Genomic DNA, 19,601 nt, shown 5'->3' with positions numbered 1-19,601 from the left:
TTATGGGAATAACTAAAACAGACATATTTAACGAAAAACAGAATAGACTAGCTTCTATACTTAAAGCTTTGGCTCATCCGGCAAGAATTGCAATTCTAGAACATATTATAAAACAAAATGCATGTATTTGTAATGATTTAGTAAATGAATTAGGATTAGCACAAGCTACAATTTCTCAACATCTAAAAGAATTAAAAAGCATTGGAATTATTAAAGGAAATATTGAAGGTGCCAGTGTTTGTTATTGTATAGATCCTATTGTTTGGCAAGAAATAAAGACTGAACTAAACGTATTTTTCACAATGGATTTTAAATCCAATTGTTGTTAGCATTTTTTTGAAATTAATCATCGTAATAATACGATATAAAATTATGAACTATGAAACTATCAGAAGTTAAAAGCATTTTACATTCATTAGAGAACGTAGAATTTCAATTAGAAAATGGAACATTTGTACCAGAACATTTCCATGTGACTGAAATTGGAACAATTACAAAAACATTTATTGACTGTGGTGGCACTATAAGAAATGAAAAAGTAGTAAACTTCCAGCTATGGGATGCTAACGATTATGAGCATCGTTTAAAACCAATGAAGTTGATGAAAATCATCGAGCTATCAGAAGAAAAGTTAGGGATAGAAGACAACATTGTAGAAGTAGAGTTTCAAGGAGAAACTATAGGCAAATACGACTTATCTTTTAATGGCAAAAACTTTGTTTTAAACAACAAAAAAACTGCCTGTTTAGCGAATGATGCTTGCGGAATACCTACAAAAGAGGCTAATCAAGAGGTGGAAACTTCATGTTGTTCTCCTAATTCTAGCTGTTGTTAATATGAAGGAAAAAATTATCAAGTATAAAAAACCAATTATAATAACCTCATCAGTAATTATACTACAAGCTGTTTTTGGTTTTGATCCTAAGTTTTGCATTATAAATATAATTTGGCTTTTTGTTTAATAGATTATGGAAAAAAAGAAAGTTTTAGTTTTATGTACCGGCAACAGTTGTCGAAGCCAAATTGCTGAAGGGTATTTGAGATACTTCGCAAAAGAAAAAGCCATCATTTATAGTGCGGGAATAGAAACTCATGGTGTAAACCCAAAAGCCATTAGCACAATGAAAGAAGACAACATCGATATTAGCACCCATACCTCTAATCATGTAGATGAATATAAAAATATCGATTTTGAATATGTGATTACAGTTTGCGACAACGCTAAAGAAAGTTGCCCAATTTTTATTGGAAATTCTAAAAAGTATCATTACAATTTCCCAGACCCTGCAAAGGCTTCGGGAACTGAAGAAGAAATAAAAAAAGAATTTGAAAGAGTAAGAGACTTAATAAAGTCTTACTGCAAGAATTTTGTTGACACTAATTTGAAATAAAAAAGGCCTTTTAATAAGGCCTCTTTTATAATTGAATATCTAGAAATTAATCTACTTTTTCATCGTCTATATAGGTTTTATTACCATTTTTATTAATATAGTATTTACCTCCTCTAGGCCCTTCATACACTTTTCTGTCATTGTATTTTCCAATTACTTTATCAGTAGTATTAGGATTTGCTTTTTCTTTAGAAACTCTTTCTTTTTTTGGCTTAATAGTTTTTACAGATTTTGATTCATCTTTAACTTTAGCATCAGCTTTATTTGCAACTGTTTTCGCTTTTTTTGCTGTAGAGTTACCTTCATCCTTTACTTTAGCATCGGATTTATTTACAGCAGCTTTAGCCTTTCCTTTGGCAGATTGAACTTGACCTTTGTCCGAAGCATTATTTACTTTTTCCTTAGCCTCTGAATTTGCTTTTGTTGATTTAGATTTCGCAGACTTTGCTTCATCTTTAATTTTGGCATCAGCCTTATTTTCTAAAGTTTTCGCTTTTTTGTCTTTGGCTTCCGCTTTTTCTTTAGCAAGCTTAGTTTTTTCTCTTTTCTCTTTAGCCAATTTTGCTTTTTCAGCTTTTTCGGCAGCAGTCAATGTTTTTGCCGTTCCAGTTTCTTGTGCGTAAAAACTATTAGAAAAAACAAATAACAAACATAGTAATACTAATTTTCTCATTTCTTTAATTTTTTAGATGTACATTAAATTTACTACTTTTTTAACAAAAAACATACCAATCTAAAAATAAGCTCTCAACTGTACATTACCAGTATGAATTACTTTACTTAACTCCGATTTTCTTCCCTGATAATTGATATTAATATCTAAGTAATCAGTCAACCCTTTTTGAAGTAACAATCGCCATGTAAAGTTTTTACCTGCTTGAAGACCTTCTAACATCTGAAAGCCAACGGGAGAAAATTCATTACCTGTAAAATCGTTATTGACTGATGAAATCTCACCATTTGCAGTAAACTTTTTCTCACTTAAAAAATTGAAAGACAATCCAAATCTATTTTGCTTTAAAACTTCTTTTTCTCCAATTGTATTCTCTTTGTTTTTAAATTCATAAAAGATATCTAAACTTGCGTTTTTGTTAAACAAATAAGATATTTTAGGCTCAAATTGAAGACCGTTTATTTTAAAATTTCGAGCAAAGTAATTTTCTGAACTAACTGAAGAAGTAAATATTTTATCCGAAAGGGTAAACAACCAATATTTCTTCAATAAATATATGTACTGCATTTCATGAGAAACATTCTTTGCTTCTTGTTGTCCAGACGATTGTAGACTTGTCAATTCATTATAGATAAAACTATAACTCACAGAATGCATTTGTTTGCCTCTATTATAAAACAAACTATTTCTAAAACTTGTATTTAAACCAAGTAAATCTTTACTTTTTGTAGAGAAAGGATTCAAATCAAAATTATCATTTTCTCTTTTAATTTTTCTTTCGATTAAGTAAGATGTTTGATTGTAAAAGTGTGAAAGAAACTTCTTAACTCCACCATTATTTTGCCAAATAGATGGATTTAAAGTAATAGATTCTGAAAATTTATTTTGATGTGTTTTGATGAAAATTTGGTTAGGCAAAAAAATCTTTACATACTTAGCTTGATCTGGAAAAGCCGCAATTTCAAACTCTTGAATTTCTTGAATCCCGTTGTTATTATAGTCATTCCAAGCGTACACTCCTTTTCCGGGATCTACTTCTAAAAAACTAAATTCTTGTTGTGGAATTGTGCCCGAAGTGGTTTCGTAGACTGTTGTATTTTGTATAAGTTGATTGAAAAAACGATCATTATACAATATTCTCGAATTAAGCGAAGGCTCATTTCCTCTTGAATCTTTATATTTTAAATTTCGGTAATTAACAAAAACCGATAAATCACTGGTTTCATTTTGTAGTAATTTAGATTTCAGATAATACGACTGAGAAGTATTTACTCTTTGCAAAACACCTAAATTAATACTATCATTTACTCTATTTAAATACCCTAATTCAACAAATACTTTGGTAGAATCTCCACGCCCAACAAATGCACCAACCTCAGAAAAACGTTGGCTTAAATTAGACAATTGCCCCGTAGACTTGTCTTTTTCTCGATTGTTTTCATGTCTAAAGCTACCTCCTACCCAATTTTTAGTAAAATGATACTTTGCATACGACTGATTTCTGATAAACTTTGATGTAGCTGAGCTTCCATCGCTACTCATGTAACTTCCGTCGTTTTGAAACAACCATCCTTTGTTTTTAAAGAAACCCGAAACTATATGACGACTACCCGAGAAACTTTGTGAAAAATCCAATTTTTCAAATTGGTATTTCCAATTCGATTTCTCAGCTAATGAAAAATCAAATCCAGTTATTGCTAAACTTTGATTCCCTTGCGGATTTAATAAATTCCAATCACGATTAAATTCTATTGCAAATAATCGTTCTATTGGCTTAAAGTTTTTTTGAATTAACTGATAATTACCAAATGCATCTACTTTCCATTTTCCAGTAAACAATCTTTGTTTAAAATTTAATTTTCCAGCCAATCCCTGATTGTTTTTATCATCTTTATCAGAAAATAAATTTTGATCGTTATTGCTAATCCCTACTTCAAAATCAACAAGTGTCTTTTCGTTTGGATTAAATTTACCTAAAACTGTAGCAATTTGAATTTTAGTTGGCGCAATTAACTTCACCACTGGCTCATAACTTCCTTGCATTACTCCAGCAATTGGCTCAACATATTTAAAAACTCTTCCGTTTGTTATGGTGCTAGAAACAATATAATTTCCTTGATTTTGACCTAAAAAAGTAAACTTAACGCTATATAAAACATCTGCAGGATTAGTAGAAAATTCAAAAGCTTCTACTCCACTTATCAGGACCTTTTTGTAGAGTATTTTGTTATCCGAAAATGATTCTTCAACTGCCGAAGGCGCTACCATTAAAGATTGATCATCACCAGCATTAGCAAGAACTTGAGCCTGTTCTGTAGATAAATTTTGTTGAAGTGGTTGATTTTTTACATCATTTTCAGAATACACATAACCTCCCAAACTCCATTTTTCTTGTTCGTGGTTTACACCACCATAAGCTACAAATCGGGTAAAATTTCTATCAGAATATTGATACTCAACAGAGATTCTCATCTCAGAAGTAATAGGATATAGAGAAGTAAAAGTTATTTCTCCAGCATTGTAATCAATAACATAATCGTTGTTTTCTCCCCTTTTTAATAAAATTCCATTAACAAAAACTCTTTCAGAACCTGAAATGACTAAAATATACAACTCTTCGTTAGGACCTTTTAACTTGTATGGTCCTTGATTCCCTTCTTGGCCCACAAAAGTACTTTTAGCATATTGTCCTCTTACTAATGCTCCTGATGCAAAAACCTCAGTCTTTTTCTCTGGAGTTCCAAAAGTGAATTGTGAAGCAATTCCCTGCACCTTTTTATTGAAATTTAAAAATCTAGATTTTCGGTTTTCTAAAAATAAATCTCCTCCTCTTACACTCCATTTCTCACTAAAAAGTTCTATGAAAATTTGGTCAAATTCATCTAATTTTTGGGAATACCCACCTTGCTGCAAAGGAATATTACTATCTTGAATAGAAGCTCTTAAACTTACTTTATCAGATAGTTTACCTACAATTTGCAAATCTAGATTCGAACTTACAGAAGTGTTTTGGTTATTTCCTATCGAAACTCCTCTAGATATACTTCCTGATGTAGTTAACCCATCAAACGGAGTAAACTTTTTTACACCAGCATTTGATACTTTGTACAATTTATCTAGTCCATTTTCACTACTAACTACCTTATTTTTATCATAAATCATGTATTCTTTAGTCAAGAAATCAGGGAATTTTAAATATCTGATCGTTAAGGTATCTTGTGGGGTATAACCATTTTTGAAAATCAACTCTGCCTTCTGAAAGTCAACTTTATAATAAGATGTATCCACATCTTCTCCCTTGGAAGTTTGAAGTTTGAAGAAGCTCTTGTTAATGCTTACACTATCTATTTGTATTGAATCTTTTTGAACAAAAACCTTTTTTAATTGATACGGCGTTTCTTGTGCTAAAGTATTTAGCGTTGTAAAGAATATTAAAGTAAGTAAAAGTGCCTGTATCTTAGACATATAAAAGAAACTCCAAAACATCAAAGATATTGCAATTAAGCCAAATATCTCCCTTTGATGTTTTGGAGCAAAATAGTTTTTTAAAAAAATTATTCTTTAGTCACAACTTGAAGTGTTTCGCGACTCATTTGGCGAAGCAAAACTGTTTTGCTTTTTTCGACCGTTTTCATCGCTTTTTCATCAAAATGTCTTACTGTGTAAAGTGAAACATTTTCGTTATAACTCACTTTGAATTTTTTAGAAAGGATTTTTACCAATTCTTTAAATGTCCCAAATTTATCTTCTACACATACTGAAAAACTAATAGCAGAATTCTGGATTAAACTTACCTTTAACTTATGCTGATGTAGTAAAGCAAAAATTTCACTTATGTTCTCCTCCATTATAAACGAAAAATCAATTGATGACAGGGACAATAAAAGCTGGTTTTTCTTAACAATAAAACAAGGTAATTTAGGTTCTAAATCTTCCCCTTTTGAAACACTAGTTCCAGGTAAAAGCGGATTTACAAACGACTTAACATAAAGCGGGATTTCTTTTCTTTGAAGTGGTTGTAATGTTTTAGGATGAATTACACTAGCGCCATAAAAAGCAAGTTCTATTGCTTCTCTGTATGATATCTGGTTTAATAATGTTGCATTTTCAAAATAACGAGGATCAGCATTCATGACACCAGGCACATCTTTCCAAATGGTTACACTTTCAGCATTTAAACAGTAAGCAAAAATTGCACCTGTATAATCAGACCCTTCACGACCTAAAGTAGTAGTAAAACCGTTTTCATCTGACCCAACAAATCCTTGTGTCACAAAAAGTGATTTCTTTTTAGAAATTTTAGAAATATTCTTTTGAGTAATATCCCAATCAACATTAGCATCACGATAGGTATTATCTGTTTTGATATAATTACGTACGTCAAGCCATTGCGAACTAATTCCTCTAAAATTCATATAATGGCTCAAAATTGTAGTAGAAATAATTTCTCCATAACTTACTATTTGATCGTAAACAAAATTATAGTTAGGCGATTTATTACTTCTTACAAAATATTCGAAATCTGCAAAATGGCTGTCTACATCAAGAAAAACTTCGTGATCTTCATCTTCAAATAAATCTAAAAGTATTTGATAATGGTATTTTTTCACTTCTTGTATTGAAGCATTCAAATCTGGTGATTTATCAAAATAATTTTTAATAACAACTTCAAGTGCATTGGTAGTTTTTCCCATAGCCGAAACTATCAATAACACATCTTCATAACCTACTTTTTGTAAAACGTCAAATACGTTTTTTACACCCGAAGCATCTTTTACAGACGCTCCTCCAAATTTGAAAATTCTCATAACTTATTATTTTTCAAACTAACAATCATTTTAGCTTGACTCAGGTTTTTACAATTTATCTAAAAATTCATTTATTCCCATTTCATCCATTTGAACTACCCTCCAATCATCAAGGATTCGAGCTCCAGATTTTTCATAAAACTTAATTGCCGGAGTGTTCCAGTCTAGAACGTTCCATTCAATTCTTCTAACGTTGTTTTTTTTCCCTTGCTTAATAATTTCAGAATATAATTCGAAACCTATACCAGTTCCTCTCATTTCTTCTCTAACTATTAAATCTTCTAAATGAATTGTCTTCCCTTTCCAAGTAGAGTAACGGTAATAGTATAAAGCAACGCCAACAATTTTATGATTAACTTCAGCTACAAAAGTGTAAAAAAGAGGATTATCACTAAATCCATCTCTGATTAAATCAGATTCTTTTATAACTACAGCATCAGGTTCTTTTTCGTATATGGCTAATTCTTTTATAAGTTCAAGAACATTTGCCATATCTTCTTGTTTTCCTTTTCGGATTATCATTTTATTTTTTCTTTTTTACGACTTTTTTAGTTGTTGTTTTTACAGCTGCTTTTTTTACATAAGGCTTATATAAACCATCTGCAACAGCTCTTTGTTTAGCATCTTCTGCCCTTTGCTTTGGGTCAGGATGAGAACTCAACATTCTAGTTAAAAAATTAGATTCTGTTCCTTCATTCATCTTAGCTAAAATTGTAAATGCAGACTCAACCGCATTAACATTATACTTATGGCGCTTCATAAAATCATACGAATAAAGATCTGCTTCAGATTCTTGTTGGCGACTATGACGACTATCTATCATTGCACTACCAATTTTTGCATATTGACTATCAGTTAATTTTGCGACTTTATCTGATTGTGAAGCTACTGCATCTACCAATGCCTCTTTTTTATACGCCGCTTTTACAGCATCTCTTGTATCATGGTTTGCAACATGTCCAATTTCGTGACCAATAACTGCCAATAATTCATTATCGTCCATAATATCCATTAAACCAGAAAACACACGAACACTTCCATCTGCAGTTGCAAAAGCATTTACATCTTTAGTTAAATATACTTTGTAATTTAAGTTCAATCCGTTTTCAGTACTATGTTTACCAAAAATTTTATTCAATCTAATTGTATAAGCATCTTTGGGACCTGCTACTTTATTTTCAGCATCCATTTTTACAACCGCCTCTTTAGACATTGCTGCTGCCTCTTCATCACTAAAAGTAAAACCGGCATACCCTTTTTGGACAGCTCCTAATGCCTTTTCGCCTAGGTTTATTTGTGCATTTACTGTTCCTGTAAACATTACAGCGACTAAACCAACTAATTTCATTGTTTTCATGGTGTATAATTTTCTAACAAATATAAAATATCTTGAGGTGATAAAAATGGTTCAATTTGAAGTTTTTTGTGATTTAATTTAAAAAATAAATGATGATATTTGCCCAACTAAACTACAACGATTTCTTACATGGAAGAACGCAATAAAACATTAGGTGAATTCATCATCGAAAAACAAAGTGAATTTCAATATTCATCGGGAGAATTATCCAGAATTATCAACTCAATTAGACTTGCTGCAAAAGTTGTAAATTATAAAGTAAACAAAGCTGGATTAGTAGATATTGTTGGTGCTGCAGGCGATCAAAACATTCAAGGTGAAGACCAACAAAAACTGGATGTATATGCAAACGAAGTTTTTATTCAAACATTAATTAACAGAGAGATTGTTTGCGGTATTGCCTCTGAAGAAAATGATGATTTTATCACCGTTGCTGGTTCAGATAATAGTCACAATAACAAATATGTGGTTTTGATGGATCCATTAGATGGCTCTTCAAATATTGATGTAAATGTTTCTGTGGGAACTATTTTTTCGGTTTTTAGAAGAGTTACCCCAATAGGAACACCAGTTCAATTAGAAGACTTTTTACAACCAGGCGTTAATCAAGTGGCCGCAGGATATGTGATATATGGAACCTCAACCATGTTAGTTTACACAACAGGACATGGAGTGAACGGATTTACTTTAAACCCTGCCATTGGAACTTTTTATTTATCTCACCCGAATATGCAATTCCCAAAAGATGGAAAAATATATTCAGTAAACGAAGGAAATTATATACACTTCCCTCAAGGAGTTAAAAATTATATTAAATACTGCCAATTAGAAGAAGGTGACAGACCATATACTTCTCGTTATATTGGAAGTTTAGTTTCAGATTTTCATAGAAACATGATTAAAGGAGGTATTTATTTATATCCAACCAGTTCAAAAGCACCTAACGGAAAATTACGCTTATTATATGAATGCAACCCTATGGCATTTCTTGCTGAACAAGCCGGTGGAAAAGCTTCTGATGGTTATAAACGTATTATGGAAATACAACCCACAGAATTACACCAACGTGTTCCTTTTTTCTGCGGAAGCCAAAATATGGTAGAAAAAGCAGAAGAATTTATGGAAAATAATAAATAATCATGTCAATTGTTTCTTCCGACGAATATCAAATAGATACCAATAAAAATATTTACAGAAGATATTATTCAATTTTAGGATTTAAATATGGTGAATGGAAAAATTGTCCAAAATTTGAGTACGTTACAATTATAAAATCTAAAGTTAGACAGAGAATAAACAATGAGTCTGCAACAGTTCAATTACATAGGGAAAGATTTCTAGTAAATATTTTTTTTGACCAGAATAAACATATAACTTTCTCGATGGAAGAAAATCTGAAAGACGCTTTACAAACTGCAGAAATTCTTTGTGAAAATTTAAAAATCAAAATATTAAACACCCCTAAGGATTAGACATAAAAAAGGACTCAAATTGAGTCCTTTTTTTATCTTATTCAGTATCAAACATATTGAAATAAAAAAAGCTCTGATTTCTCAGAGCTTTTTTGTTGGCTCACTAGGACTCGAACCTAGAAAGACGGCACCAAAAACCGTAGTGTTACCATTACACCATGAGCCATTAAACCTGCATTAATTCCTTAATGCGAGTGCAAATTTACACCCATTTTTTATTTCTGCAAGTATTTTTGAAGAAAAAATTAAAAAAATTTTTTTTAACCTTTTCTTTAGACAAAAAAATAGTTTCTTTGTGTGGTCAAACACAAACTGAAACATAATTATATGTCATTCAATTTCAATAAATGGAACACTATCCTTGGATGGGTTTCTTTTTTCATTTCATTAGTAGTCTATTCTTTAACTGTAGAGCCCACAATGAGTTTTTGGGATTGTGGTGAATACATTGCCACAGCTGCAAAACTTGAAGTTGGCCACCCTCCTGGAGCACCATTATTCCAAATGATGGGAGCTTTCTTTTCGATGTTTGCTATTGGAAAAGAAAATATAGCTTTAATGGTCAACATGATGTCTGTGTTTTCAAGTGCTTTTACCATTTTATTTTTGTTTTGGTCACTAACTATTATTTTACGCAAAGTAGTTTCGTCATTTACAGAAATAAATAAAGACAATGGTATAGCTATACTTGGAAGTGCTTTTGCAGGTTCGTTAGCTTTTACTTTTTCAGATAGTTTCTGGTTTAACGCTGTTGAAGCAGAAGTGTATGCAATGGCAACTTTTTTAATTGCATTATTGTTCTGGCTTGGTTTAAGATGGGAGCAAGAAATGCATTTACCAAAAGGTAACAAATGGCTATTACTTATTGCTTTAGTAGTTGGATTATCATTTGGTGTCCACTTCATGGCTTTATTAACGATTCCTTCAATAGGATTTTTATATTATTTTAAGCATTTCGAAAAAGTAACAATTAAGAACTTTATTGTTGCCAATATAGTTGTAGTTTCTATATTATTGTTCATCTTCAAATCATTATTACCATGGACAATGACATTCTTTGGAGCAACCGAAGTATTTATGGTGAACAGTCTAGGATTACCTTTTAACTCAGGGACAATTTTTGTTAGCATATTATTAATTGCGTTTTTCTATTTTGGCTTGAAATATACTAGAGCAAATGGGAAAGTATTCTACAACACAATTATATTATGTGTTTTGTTTATCTTAATTGGATTTTCTACTTGGTTAATGTTACCTATTAGAGCTAACGCAAAAACTCCAATTAACGAAAACAACCCTTCAGATGCTAGAGAGGTTCTTGCTTATTATAACAGAGAGCAATATGGTGAACAAAAATTATTTTATGGACCTCAATTTTCTGACACCTATGCTGGTCTTGACGAAAACAATCCTTACACTGACGATAAGCCTAACTACGAAAGAGATTATAAGAAAGGTGAGTATGTAATTGTAAATAACTTCAAAAACGGAGCACAAAATACCGATGACAATCACAAAGCTTTTTTACCGCGTTTATGGAGTAGTGAGCATGCAGTAAACTATATGCGATTCACGAATGTTCTAGATTTTAAAGTTAAACCTGATTATGCTGAAGAAGAAGAATTACTTCAAGTTGTATCTGAATTCAGAGCAGCGTATGCTTCAGGCAAAATCGACGTTGAAGATTATGATAAGTTTCTTAAAAGCTACGGGCATTATTTAGACATACAAAAACCTACAACTCTTGACAATTTGAGATTCATGTTTGAGTATCAATTTGGCTATATGTATTGGAGGTATTTAATGTGGAATTTTGTTGGAAGACAAAATGACAAACAAGGTGAATATGATTTAAAAGACGGAAACTGGATTAGCGGTATTAATTTTATTGATGCTATCAGACTTGGATCGCAAGACAATCTTCCTGCCGATTGGAAAAACAACAAAGGAAGAAACACTTATTTCTTTTTACCTTTCATTATAGGATTAATTGGATTCTTCTTCCACGCCAGAAAAGATTTAAAAAGTTTTTACGTAGTCTTAGCACTTTTCTTATTTACAGGACTTGCTTTAAAGATTTACTTAAACGAACGTCCATTTGAACCTCGTGAAAGAGATTATGCACTTGTTGGATCGTTTTATGTATTTGCCATTTGGATCGGAATTGGTGTTTATGCCATATACGATACTATTAAAAAGTTTATTCAACCTAAAATAGCAGCACCTATTGTAGTTTCTGTTTGTTTACTTGCTGCGCCAGTACTTATGGCTTCTCAAAACTGGGATGATCATGATCGCTCAGGTAAAAGAACTGCTGTAGCCTCTGCAAGGGCATATCTTGATTCTTGCGAACCAAATGCCATATTATTTACCATTGGAGACAATGACACCTTCCCTCTTTGGTACCTACAAGAAATAGAAGGATATAGAACAGACGTACGTATTGTTAACACTAGCTTATTAATGACCGATTGGTACATTGATACTATGAAAGCAAAAGCTTATGAATCTGACCCTGTTCCAATTTCTTTTTCACATGAAGATTATGTTTCAGAAAAAAGAGATTATTTAGTTTTCGAAAAAAGAACTGATGCACGTTTAGATGTTAATGAATTTTTCAATTTCATTTCTAGTGATGACCCTCGAACATTAATTGAATTGAATAATGGACATCATGTTCAATTCTATCCTACAAATAAAATAAGGATACCTGTTAACAAAGATGAAGTACTAAAACACAAAGTTGTTAATCCTAAATTAGCTGATTCAATTGTGCCTTATATTGATGTTGACATTAAAGGAAATGCAATTTACAAGAACAGATTAATGATGTTAGACATCGTAAGAAATAATAACTGGAAAAGACCAATTTATTTTTCGCCGGGTGCTTTTGCAGATGATGACTATATCTGGATGAAGCAATTCTTACAACTTGATGGAATGGTTTATAGACTAGTTCCAATTAGAACACCTTTACCTGAAGACGCTTACACTTTTGACATGGGAAGATTAGATTCTGACATCATGTACAACATAATCATGAAATGGGATTGGGGTAACGGAGAAAGTCCAAACATTTATCACGACCCTGAAACCAGAAAGGATTGTATTTCTCATAGAACAAACATGGCTCGACTAATGAACCAACTAATTATAGAAGGTCAAAAAGATAAAGCTAAAAAAGTTATTGAATTAGCATTAGCAAAAATGCCTATAGACCTTTATGAGTTTTATAGCACGGTAGATTCTTTTGCTGATGGTTATTACAAGATTGGAGAAAATCAAAATGCTCAAAAGTTACTTACTAAACTAGCGTCTAAATACCAAGACGAGTTAAGATATTTCAGCGAAATTCATCCTAGTGAGCAAAATGATATGGCAATTGACATAATCACTGCTATTGAAAGATATAGAGGCTTATTAGAAGTTGCTAAAAACAACAATGATATTGAGTTTTATAATAAAATGAAAACTACATTCAACGCTACTAACAAACGTTTTGAACGTTTTGGTAGAGATATGGAATAAATTTTACCAAACAATTAAAATAAGGCTTTCAGTACATTATTGAAAGCCTTATTTTTGTTATATGAGTTTCTACTGGACAAAAACATCTTCATTTGTAAAACGGTTATTTTTTAACCAAGTTTGGAGTATACCCAATAACGACAACAAAATCTATTTGACGTTTGATGATGGTCCAACACCTGAAATTACGGAATGGGCTCTGTCGACCTTAAAAGAAAACAATATCAAAGCCACTTTTTTTTGCATTGGGAAAAACATCGAAAACAATCTTGAAATTTTTAATAAAATCATAGCTGAAGGACACTCTGTAGGGAATCACACTTTTAATCATCTTAACGGATGGAAAACGAACACTAAGGAGTATCTGGAAAATATCGAATTATGCGAGAATGCAATTCAAAAAACTCAAAAAAACAAACTCTTTAGACCTCCATATGGCAAAATAACCCTAAAACAATCAAAGCTTGTTCGAAAATTGGGCTATAAAATAATTATGTGGGATGTACTTTCTGCAGATTTTGACCAAACCATAAGTCCTGACAAATGTCTAGAGAATGCAATTCAAAAAGTAACTTCTGGAAGCATTATCGTTTTTCACGATAGTGTAAAAGCAAGTGTCAATCTAAAACATGCTTTACCAAGAGCCATTGCTCATTATAAAAAAAAAGGATTTGTTTTTGATGTTTTATGATTAAATCTGTTCCTGAACAAGATTTATAAGAGTATTAGCATCCAACTCTCCAGATTGACGCCATTTCATTTGCCCTTCTTTATAAATCATAAGTGTAGGTAAACCTTTAATACGAAGAGCTTCGGCTAATTCTTGATTTTTATCGACATCAATTTTGATTACTTTAGCTTTATCTCCAAGTGCAGCAGCCACATCTTTAATCACAGGATTCATAGACTGTGACGATTCATTCCAGTCAGTATAGAAATCGATTAAAACTGGGACGTGTGCATTAATAAGCTCTCCAAATTTTGACATAAGCGTACTAATTAGTTATAGTTTGCAATACAAATATACTCTTTTTAACGAATTATGCTAGTTTTTCACCTTTTTTTAACGTGATTACAGTTATTTCAGGCATAATTCCTACGCGACCTGGATAAGCATGAAAACCAAAACCTCTATTTACATAAACATATCTTCCTAAATACTCATAACATCCTGCCCATTGTTTATACATGTATTGCGCTAAACTCCATTTAAAATAACCTGGAATCTCTATCCCAAACTGCATTCCATGTGTATGACCACTCAACGTTAAATGGAAATTTTTATGATGATGTTTTACAATTTCATCCCAATGACTTGGATCATGACTCATTAGTATCTTAAAATCTTTATCTGTCAATCCCTCCGAAGCTTTATCAACATCTCCCATCGAACCAAAATGTTTTCCCCAGTTTTCAACTCCTACAAGAACTAACTCCTGATCTTCTTTTTTAATCTTAACATGTTCATTCAACAGCAATTTAAAATCAATCTGGCGATGCAAATCTTTAATGTCTTCAAAATTCTTTGCTTTTGCTTCTTCAGAATCCCAGTCTAAATAAGCGCCATAATCATGATTCCCTAGTACCGAATATTTTCCAAAAACTGGTTTTGTTAAACGATTAAAAGTATCAATCCAAGGATGCATTTCATCTGCTTTAGCATTTACTATATCGCCTGTAAACAATAAAATATCTGAACCTTGTTGGTTAATTAAATCAACAGCGTAATTTATCTTTTCTGCATTATCAAAACTTCCCGAATGTATATCAGAAATATGTGTTATGGTAAACCCATCAAAAGCATCTGGCAAATCGGGAAAATATAAATGTTGGTTAAAAACTTTAAAATTGTATTTCCCTTTTGTTACTCCATAAAGCAACGATAAAAATGGAACAGCTGCTAAGCCAAGAGCAACCTGACTAACAAACTTCCTCCTCTCAGGCAAAAATGTCGAACGGCTATCATACTCAATAAAATAGTTCGCCACACCAGATAAAAATCGGACAACATCCTCGCCTAACATTACAGTTGTAAGTACAATTTTAGGCAAATAAAGTGTAAGCAAAAGACCCAAAGCAAATAAGCTCTGCTTGGTTTGACCAACTTTTCTATCAAAATTGAAAATAGTATAAAATATATACACATAAGCCACAAAGCTTACTAAGGCATATGCCCATAAAATCCACTTAGACTTAACTAATGTCCTAAATGCCTGTAAAGCATAGATTTCAACCAACAAAAGAACAACAGCAACTATAATAAATCGAAATAACATCTCAATAATTTTTGAACAAAGTAACAAAGAAACTCAACACGATAGGATTTTGTTAATCAAATTTTAACTATTGATTGACAACTTATATTTCGATTGATTATTTTTACATTTCAAATTACAAAAGAATGTCACAAAAACGCTTATTTCTACTCGACGCATACGCTTTAATTTTTAGAGGATATTACGCTTTTATCAAAAATCCGAGAATTAATTCTAAAGGCATGGATACTTCAGCCATCTTAGGATTCATGAATTCATTAATTGATGTTATTAAGCGCGAAAAACCAGATCATTTAGCCGTAGCGTTTGACAAAGGTGGAAGCGATTATCGTTTAGAAATGTACACCGAGTACAAAGCAAACCGTGACGAAACTCCTGAGGCTATTAAAATTGCCGTTCCTTACATTCAGGAATTATTGCAAGCCATGCATATTCCAATTATCGAAAAAGCCGGTTTTGAAGCCGATGATTTAATTGGAACATTGGCAAAACAAGCCGAAAAAGAAGGATACCAAGTTTTCATGGTAACACCAGATAAAGATTTTGGACAATTGGTTTCAGAAAATATTTTCATGTACCGCCCTGCTCGATTAGGAAATGATATTGAGATTTGGGGAGTAGAAGAAGTGAAAGCCAAATTTGAAGTCCAAGACCCTTTACAAGTTATTGATTTCTTAGCGATGATGGGAGATGCCGTAGATAATATCCCCGGCTTGCCGGGCGTGGGCGAAAAAACAGCTAAGAAATTTTTAGCCGAATATGGTTCCATAGAAAATTTATTGAACAATACACATCAATTAAAAGGTGCTATAAAAGACAAAATTGAAGCAAATAAAGAGCAAGGATTACTTTCTAAAAAACTGGCTACTATCCTACTCGATTGCCCCGTTACTTTTGATGCTAAAAATTATGAACTTTCTAAACCAGATGTAGAAAAAACAGATGCTTTATTTCAAGAATTGGAATTCCGTCAGTTAAAAACACAATTTGACAAATTATTCGGCTCTGGAAAAGAATATGATGAAATTACAACTACCGAGGACAACAACAAACCACAAACTAAAAAAACAGCTGTAAAGAAAACTCCCGAAAATCAAATGGATTTATTCGGTTTTGTAGATGAAGATAGTGACGAACCAAAATCACATTCGTACTACGCAACACTAGAAAACACTTCGCACTTTTACCAAACCGTTCAAGGAGATTTACCTTTAAAATTGTTATTACAAAATCTTCAAAATCAAAAATCAGTTTGTTTTGACACCGAAACAACTGGCATCGATGCAATAAACGCTGAATTGGTTGGTTTAGCCCTTTCGTGGGAAAAAGGGAAAGGATTTTACATTCCATTCCCAGAAAACCAAGAAGAAGCTCAAGTTCTAATTGACAAATTCAAACCCTTTTTCGAAAATGACAAAATTGAAAAAATTGGTCAGAATGTAAAATACGATTTAAAAGTATTAGCTAATTATGGTATTGAAGTAAAAGGAAACTTGTTTGACACCATGATTGCGCATTATTTGATTAATCCAGACATGCGTCACAACATGGATGTATTGTCTGAAACCTATTTAAAATATTCTCCAAAATCGATCGAAACATTAATTGGTAAAAAAGGAAAAAACCAATTATCAATGCGTGACGTAGCATTAGAAGATATTAAAGAATACGCCACAGAAGATGCCGATATCACTTTTCAACTAAAAGAACATTTTCAACCTATTTTAGAACGTGTTGGCACTAAAAAACTATTTGATGAAATTGAAATCCCTTTAATTCAAGTTCTTGCGGACATGGAACGAGAAGGCATTAACCTTGACGAAAACTTTCTAAAATCAATGTCAGTTGACATGCAGAAAGAGATTGAAACTTTCGAAAACAAGATTTATGAAGAAGCAGGTGAGAAATTCAATTTAGCTTCGCCAAAGCAATTAGGAGATATCTTATTTGATAAATTAAAAATTGGCGGTTCCAAACAAAAGAAAACCAAAACGGGTCAGTACGCTACTGGTGAAGAAGTATTAAGTTATTTAGCCAACGAGCATCAAATTGTAAAAGACATATTAGAATGGCGCCAATTGGTAAAGCTAAAAAGCACTTATGTGGATGCTTTGCCAGAACAGGTAGATAAAAAAACACAACGTGTTCATACCGATTATATGCAAACTGTTGCTGCAACTGGACGTTTAAGTTCAAACAATCCTAACTTACAGAATATCCCAATTCGTACCGAAAGAGGTCGTCAAATACGAAAAGCATTTATTGCTCGTGATGAAAATTACACTTTGCTTTCTGCCGATTATTCTCAAATTGAGTTGCGCATTATTGCTGCGCTTTCAGGCGAAGACAATATGATTGCCGCTTTCCAAAATAACGAAGATATTCACCGAAGCACTGCTGCAAAGGTGTTCAATATTTCTCCAGAAGAAGTAACAAAAGAACAACGTAGTAATGCAAAAACGGTAAACTTCGGAATTATATATGGCGTTTCTGCATTTGGATTATCAAATCAAACTTCTCTTTCACGTAAAGAAAGTGCAGAGTTGATTGACGCCTACTACAAAACCTATCCAAAGCTAAAATCATTCATGGCCAACCAAGTAGATTTTGCTCGTGATAATGGTTATGTAGAAACCATCTCAGGTCGTCGTCGCTATTTAAAAGATATTAATTCAGCGAATGCTGTGGTTCGTGGTGCTGCTGAACGAAATGCTGTCAATGCGCCTATTCAGGGAAGTGCTGCGGATATTATCAAAATAGCCATGATTAACATACACAAACGATTGAAAGAAGATAATTACAAATCAAAAATGTTACTTCAGGTACATGATGAGCTTGTGTTCGATGTTCACAATTCTGAAATCGAAAAAATACAACCTATGATCAAACACGAAATGGAAAATGCTTTCAAAATGGCTGTACCATTAGAAGTTGAAATGGGATTAGGTAAAGATTGGTTGGAAGCGCATTAAGAATTAGTCATTATTTTACAGTTTGTCATTTCGACCAAAGGGAGAAATCACATAAAGTTATTTATTCCATGAATGAATTCAATCCACAAATAGGATTCCATTCCTACTATGTTTATATAATCACAAACAAATACAGGTCGACATTATATATAGGCATAACTAATAATTTAAAATTGAGGTTATTCCAACATAAAGAAAATATAAGACTTAGTAATAAAACCTTTGCTTCAAATTATAACTTAGAGTTTTTGGTTTATTATGAAAAATTCGTTTGGGTTGAAGATGCTATTGCAAGAGAAAAAGAATTAAAAAAATGGCGAAGAGATAAAAAGACTGAGCTAATAAAAAATTTCAATCCTAAATTTGAATTTTTGAATCATCACTTTGAACAACTTTAGATTATGTGATTTCTCCCTTTGGTCGAAATGACAAAAATCACAGAATATTATTCATGGATTTTAGACATTGGAAATCTAATCCTTTTCTTGTCCCATTTTATAGAATCAGAGTTATAATCTTTCTTATATTTTTTACACAGTAATACAACATCTTCTTCTTGAGTTGTTGGATAGATAAGGTAAATATCTCTATCTTCTCTATAATCAAGATATTTATCCAAAGATTCTTGAAGTTTAAAATATGCTTTTGAATTTAGGGTATCTTTTTGAGAAGCTATTTTAACGGCATTTCTTTCTCCTTTTCTAAAATTCAACTTTAGAAAACCATCAATTGATTCTAAAGGCAATTTAATAAAGCTTTCTGGTTTTAATTTTAAAAAGTAAGGAATTGAATCCTTTCCTGTATCTGTCCCACAGCCTGAAGCACTAAAAAACCTTTCAAGTTGATAGTAATAAACATTCGAACTATCATCTAAAATAAAATTCTCACTTCCATAAAAATACTCAGGCAAATGTGTGAGAACAACTTTGTCAATTTTTCCCTCCTTATATAGTTCATCTTGCATTTCATACTTTTTTCTTTCTTCTGAAATAATATAAGGTCTATACTCAATCATTTTTTCATTCTTCTTACAAGAAACAAAAAAAATCACAAAAAATAAAAAACAAACTATTCGCACAAACATTCTAAAAACAAAATCATTAATATTTCGAATTAACAAAATA

General features: G+C 32.0%; 17 protein-coding genes and 1 tRNA gene. 9 read left to right on the top strand and 9 right to left on the bottom strand.

The window, feature by feature from the left end:
- Positions 1 to 2: 2 nt before the first annotated feature.
- The 3 genes from BUC09_RS03630 (at position 3) to BUC09_RS03620 (ending at position 1,391) form a co-directional block, all read left to right on the top strand.
- Positions 3 to 329, top strand: a complete 327-nt coding sequence (locus BUC09_RS03630) for an ArsR/SmtB family transcription factor (protein ID WP_073308765.1) — start codon at positions 3 to 5, stop codon at positions 327 to 329.
- A 50-nt stretch (positions 330 to 379) separates the two neighbouring features.
- On the top strand, positions 380 to 835 hold the full coding sequence (locus BUC09_RS03625; RefSeq protein WP_073308764.1) for a DUF6428 family protein: 456 nt from the start codon (positions 380 to 382) through the stop codon (positions 833 to 835).
- Positions 836 to 968: 133 nt separating this feature from the next.
- Entirely contained in the window at positions 969 to 1,391 is a 423-nt protein-coding gene (locus BUC09_RS03620; protein WP_073308763.1) for an arsenate reductase ArsC, read from the top strand.
- 46 nt (positions 1,392 to 1,437) lie between these two features.
- Here the strand turns inward: BUC09_RS03620 and BUC09_RS03615 are convergent, their stop codons facing one another.
- From BUC09_RS03615 to BUC09_RS03595, 5 genes are all read right to left on the bottom strand, one after another.
- Positions 1,438 to 2,064, bottom strand: a complete 627-nt coding sequence (locus BUC09_RS03615) for a hypothetical protein (protein ID WP_073308762.1) — start codon at positions 2,062 to 2,064, stop codon at positions 1,438 to 1,440.
- 60 nt (positions 2,065 to 2,124) lie between these two features.
- Complete coding sequence (locus BUC09_RS03610) at positions 2,125 to 5,529, bottom strand: hypothetical protein (RefSeq protein ID WP_073308761.1); 3,405 nt, start codon at positions 5,527 to 5,529, stop codon at positions 2,125 to 2,127.
- A gap of 89 nt (positions 5,530 to 5,618) precedes the next feature.
- On the bottom strand, positions 5,619 to 6,872 hold the full coding sequence (locus BUC09_RS03605; protein WP_073308759.1) for an aspartate kinase: 1,254 nt from the start codon (positions 6,870 to 6,872) through the stop codon (positions 5,619 to 5,621).
- A gap of 48 nt (positions 6,873 to 6,920) precedes the next feature.
- Complete coding sequence (locus BUC09_RS03600) at positions 6,921 to 7,394, bottom strand: GNAT family N-acetyltransferase (RefSeq protein ID WP_073308758.1); 474 nt, start codon at positions 7,392 to 7,394, stop codon at positions 6,921 to 6,923.
- A gap of 1 nt (position 7,395) precedes the next feature.
- A complete protein-coding gene (locus tag BUC09_RS03595) occupies positions 7,396 to 8,229 on the bottom strand; it encodes a M48 family metalloprotease (RefSeq protein ID WP_073308756.1) in 834 nt (277 codons plus the stop codon).
- 129 nt (positions 8,230 to 8,358) lie between these two features.
- Here BUC09_RS03595 and fbp point away from each other — a divergent pair, with 129 nt between their 5' ends.
- Together fbp and BUC09_RS03585 are read left to right on the top strand one after the other, a co-directional pair.
- The gene (fbp, locus tag BUC09_RS03590) at positions 8,359 to 9,366 is read left to right on the top strand and encodes a class 1 fructose-bisphosphatase (protein WP_073308754.1); all 1,008 of its coding nucleotides are present in this window, start codon (positions 8,359 to 8,361) and stop codon (positions 9,364 to 9,366) included.
- A 2-nt stretch (positions 9,367 to 9,368) separates the two neighbouring features.
- Positions 9,369 to 9,701, top strand: coding sequence for a hypothetical protein (locus tag BUC09_RS03585; protein WP_073308752.1), 333 nt, complete (start codon positions 9,369 to 9,371; stop codon positions 9,699 to 9,701).
- Between the two features lie 95 nt (positions 9,702 to 9,796).
- Here BUC09_RS03585 and BUC09_RS03580 read toward each other — a convergent pair.
- Positions 9,797 to 9,867 (bottom strand) — tRNA-Gln (locus tag BUC09_RS03580).
- A gap of 161 nt (positions 9,868 to 10,028) precedes the next feature.
- Here BUC09_RS03580 and BUC09_RS03575 point away from each other — a divergent pair.
- Together BUC09_RS03575 and BUC09_RS03570 are read left to right on the top strand one after the other, a co-directional pair.
- The gene (locus BUC09_RS03575) at positions 10,029 to 13,229 is read left to right on the top strand and encodes a glycosyltransferase family 117 protein (RefSeq protein WP_073308750.1); all 3,201 of its coding nucleotides are present in this window, start codon (positions 10,029 to 10,031) and stop codon (positions 13,227 to 13,229) included.
- A gap of 61 nt (positions 13,230 to 13,290) precedes the next feature.
- The gene (locus BUC09_RS03570; RefSeq protein WP_073308748.1) at positions 13,291 to 13,920 is read left to right on the top strand and encodes a polysaccharide deacetylase family protein; all 630 of its coding nucleotides are present in this window, start codon (positions 13,291 to 13,293) and stop codon (positions 13,918 to 13,920) included.
- Here BUC09_RS03570 and BUC09_RS03565 read toward each other — a convergent pair whose 3' ends face one another.
- Both BUC09_RS03565 and BUC09_RS03560 read right to left on the bottom strand, forming a co-directional pair.
- Positions 13,921 to 14,217, bottom strand: a complete 297-nt coding sequence (locus BUC09_RS03565) for a thioredoxin family protein (RefSeq protein ID WP_073308747.1) — start codon at positions 14,215 to 14,217, stop codon at positions 13,921 to 13,923. It lies immediately after the preceding gene.
- Between the two features lie 52 nt (positions 14,218 to 14,269).
- Entirely contained in the window at positions 14,270 to 15,505 is a 1,236-nt protein-coding gene (locus tag BUC09_RS03560; RefSeq protein WP_073308746.1) for a metallophosphoesterase, read from the bottom strand.
- A 125-nt stretch (positions 15,506 to 15,630) separates the two neighbouring features.
- Here BUC09_RS03560 and polA point away from each other — a divergent pair, with 125 nt between their 5' ends.
- Positions 15,631 to 18,477: a DNA polymerase I gene (polA, locus tag BUC09_RS03555; RefSeq protein WP_073309049.1), complete on the top strand. Its 2,847-nt coding sequence runs from the start codon at positions 15,631 to 15,633 to the stop codon at positions 18,475 to 18,477.
- A gap of 68 nt (positions 18,478 to 18,545) precedes the next feature.
- The gene (locus tag BUC09_RS03550) at positions 18,546 to 18,875 is read left to right on the top strand and encodes a GIY-YIG nuclease family protein (protein WP_073308745.1); all 330 of its coding nucleotides are present in this window, start codon (positions 18,546 to 18,548) and stop codon (positions 18,873 to 18,875) included.
- Positions 18,876 to 18,922: 47 nt separating this feature from the next.
- On the opposite strand, the gene BUC09_RS03545 is transcribed toward BUC09_RS03550, so the two are convergent.
- The gene (locus BUC09_RS03545) at positions 18,923 to 19,492 is read right to left on the bottom strand and encodes a hypothetical protein (RefSeq protein WP_143161857.1); all 570 of its coding nucleotides are present in this window, start codon (positions 19,490 to 19,492) and stop codon (positions 18,923 to 18,925) included.
- Between the last annotated feature and the right edge of the window lie 109 nt (positions 19,493 to 19,601).

This window comes from Flavobacterium terrae (genome assembly GCF_900142035.1).
GTDB classification, from domain to species: Bacteria; Bacteroidota; Bacteroidia; order Flavobacteriales; family Flavobacteriaceae; genus Flavobacterium; species Flavobacterium terrae.
This window is presented reverse-complemented; position numbering and strand designations above follow the sequence as displayed.

Excerpts from the sequence above, each read along its gene's own strand:
- BUC09_RS03570 (WP_073308748.1), top strand. The coding sequence starts at position 13,291 with ATGAGTTTCTACTGGACAAAAACATCTTCATTTGTAAAACGGTTATTT.
- BUC09_RS03545 (WP_143161857.1), bottom strand. The coding sequence starts at position 19,492 with ATGATTGAGTATAGACCTTATATTATTTCAGAAGAAAGAAAAAAGTAT.
- BUC09_RS03565 (WP_073308747.1), bottom strand. The coding sequence starts at position 14,217 with ATGTCAAAATTTGGAGAGCTTATTAATGCACACGTCCCAGTTTTAATC.
- BUC09_RS03620 (WP_073308763.1), top strand. The coding sequence starts at position 969 with ATGGAAAAAAAGAAAGTTTTAGTTTTATGTACCGGCAACAGTTGTCGA.
- BUC09_RS03560 (WP_073308746.1), bottom strand. The coding sequence starts at position 15,505 with ATGTTATTTCGATTTATTATAGTTGCTGTTGTTCTTTTGTTGGTTGAA.
- BUC09_RS03610 (WP_073308761.1), bottom strand. The coding sequence starts at position 5,529 with ATGTCTAAGATACAGGCACTTTTACTTACTTTAATATTCTTTACAACG.
- polA (WP_073309049.1), top strand. The coding sequence starts at position 15,631 with ATGTCACAAAAACGCTTATTTCTACTCGACGCATACGCTTTAATTTTT.
- BUC09_RS03605 (WP_073308759.1), bottom strand. The coding sequence starts at position 6,872 with ATGAGAATTTTCAAATTTGGAGGAGCGTCTGTAAAAGATGCTTCGGGT.
- BUC09_RS03575 (WP_073308750.1), top strand. The coding sequence starts at position 10,029 with ATGTCATTCAATTTCAATAAATGGAACACTATCCTTGGATGGGTTTCT.
- fbp (WP_073308754.1), top strand. The coding sequence starts at position 8,359 with ATGGAAGAACGCAATAAAACATTAGGTGAATTCATCATCGAAAAACAA.
- BUC09_RS03595 (WP_073308756.1), bottom strand. The coding sequence starts at position 8,229 with ATGAAAACAATGAAATTAGTTGGTTTAGTCGCTGTAATGTTTACAGGA.
- BUC09_RS03600 (WP_073308758.1), bottom strand. The coding sequence starts at position 7,394 with ATGATAATCCGAAAAGGAAAACAAGAAGATATGGCAAATGTTCTTGAA.
- BUC09_RS03615 (WP_073308762.1), bottom strand. The coding sequence starts at position 2,064 with ATGAGAAAATTAGTATTACTATGTTTGTTATTTGTTTTTTCTAATAGT.
- BUC09_RS03625 (WP_073308764.1), top strand. The coding sequence starts at position 380 with ATGAAACTATCAGAAGTTAAAAGCATTTTACATTCATTAGAGAACGTA.
- BUC09_RS03585 (WP_073308752.1), top strand. The coding sequence starts at position 9,369 with ATGTCAATTGTTTCTTCCGACGAATATCAAATAGATACCAATAAAAAT.
- BUC09_RS03550 (WP_073308745.1), top strand. The coding sequence starts at position 18,546 with ATGAATGAATTCAATCCACAAATAGGATTCCATTCCTACTATGTTTAT.
- BUC09_RS03630 (WP_073308765.1), top strand. The coding sequence starts at position 3 with ATGGGAATAACTAAAACAGACATATTTAACGAAAAACAGAATAGACTA.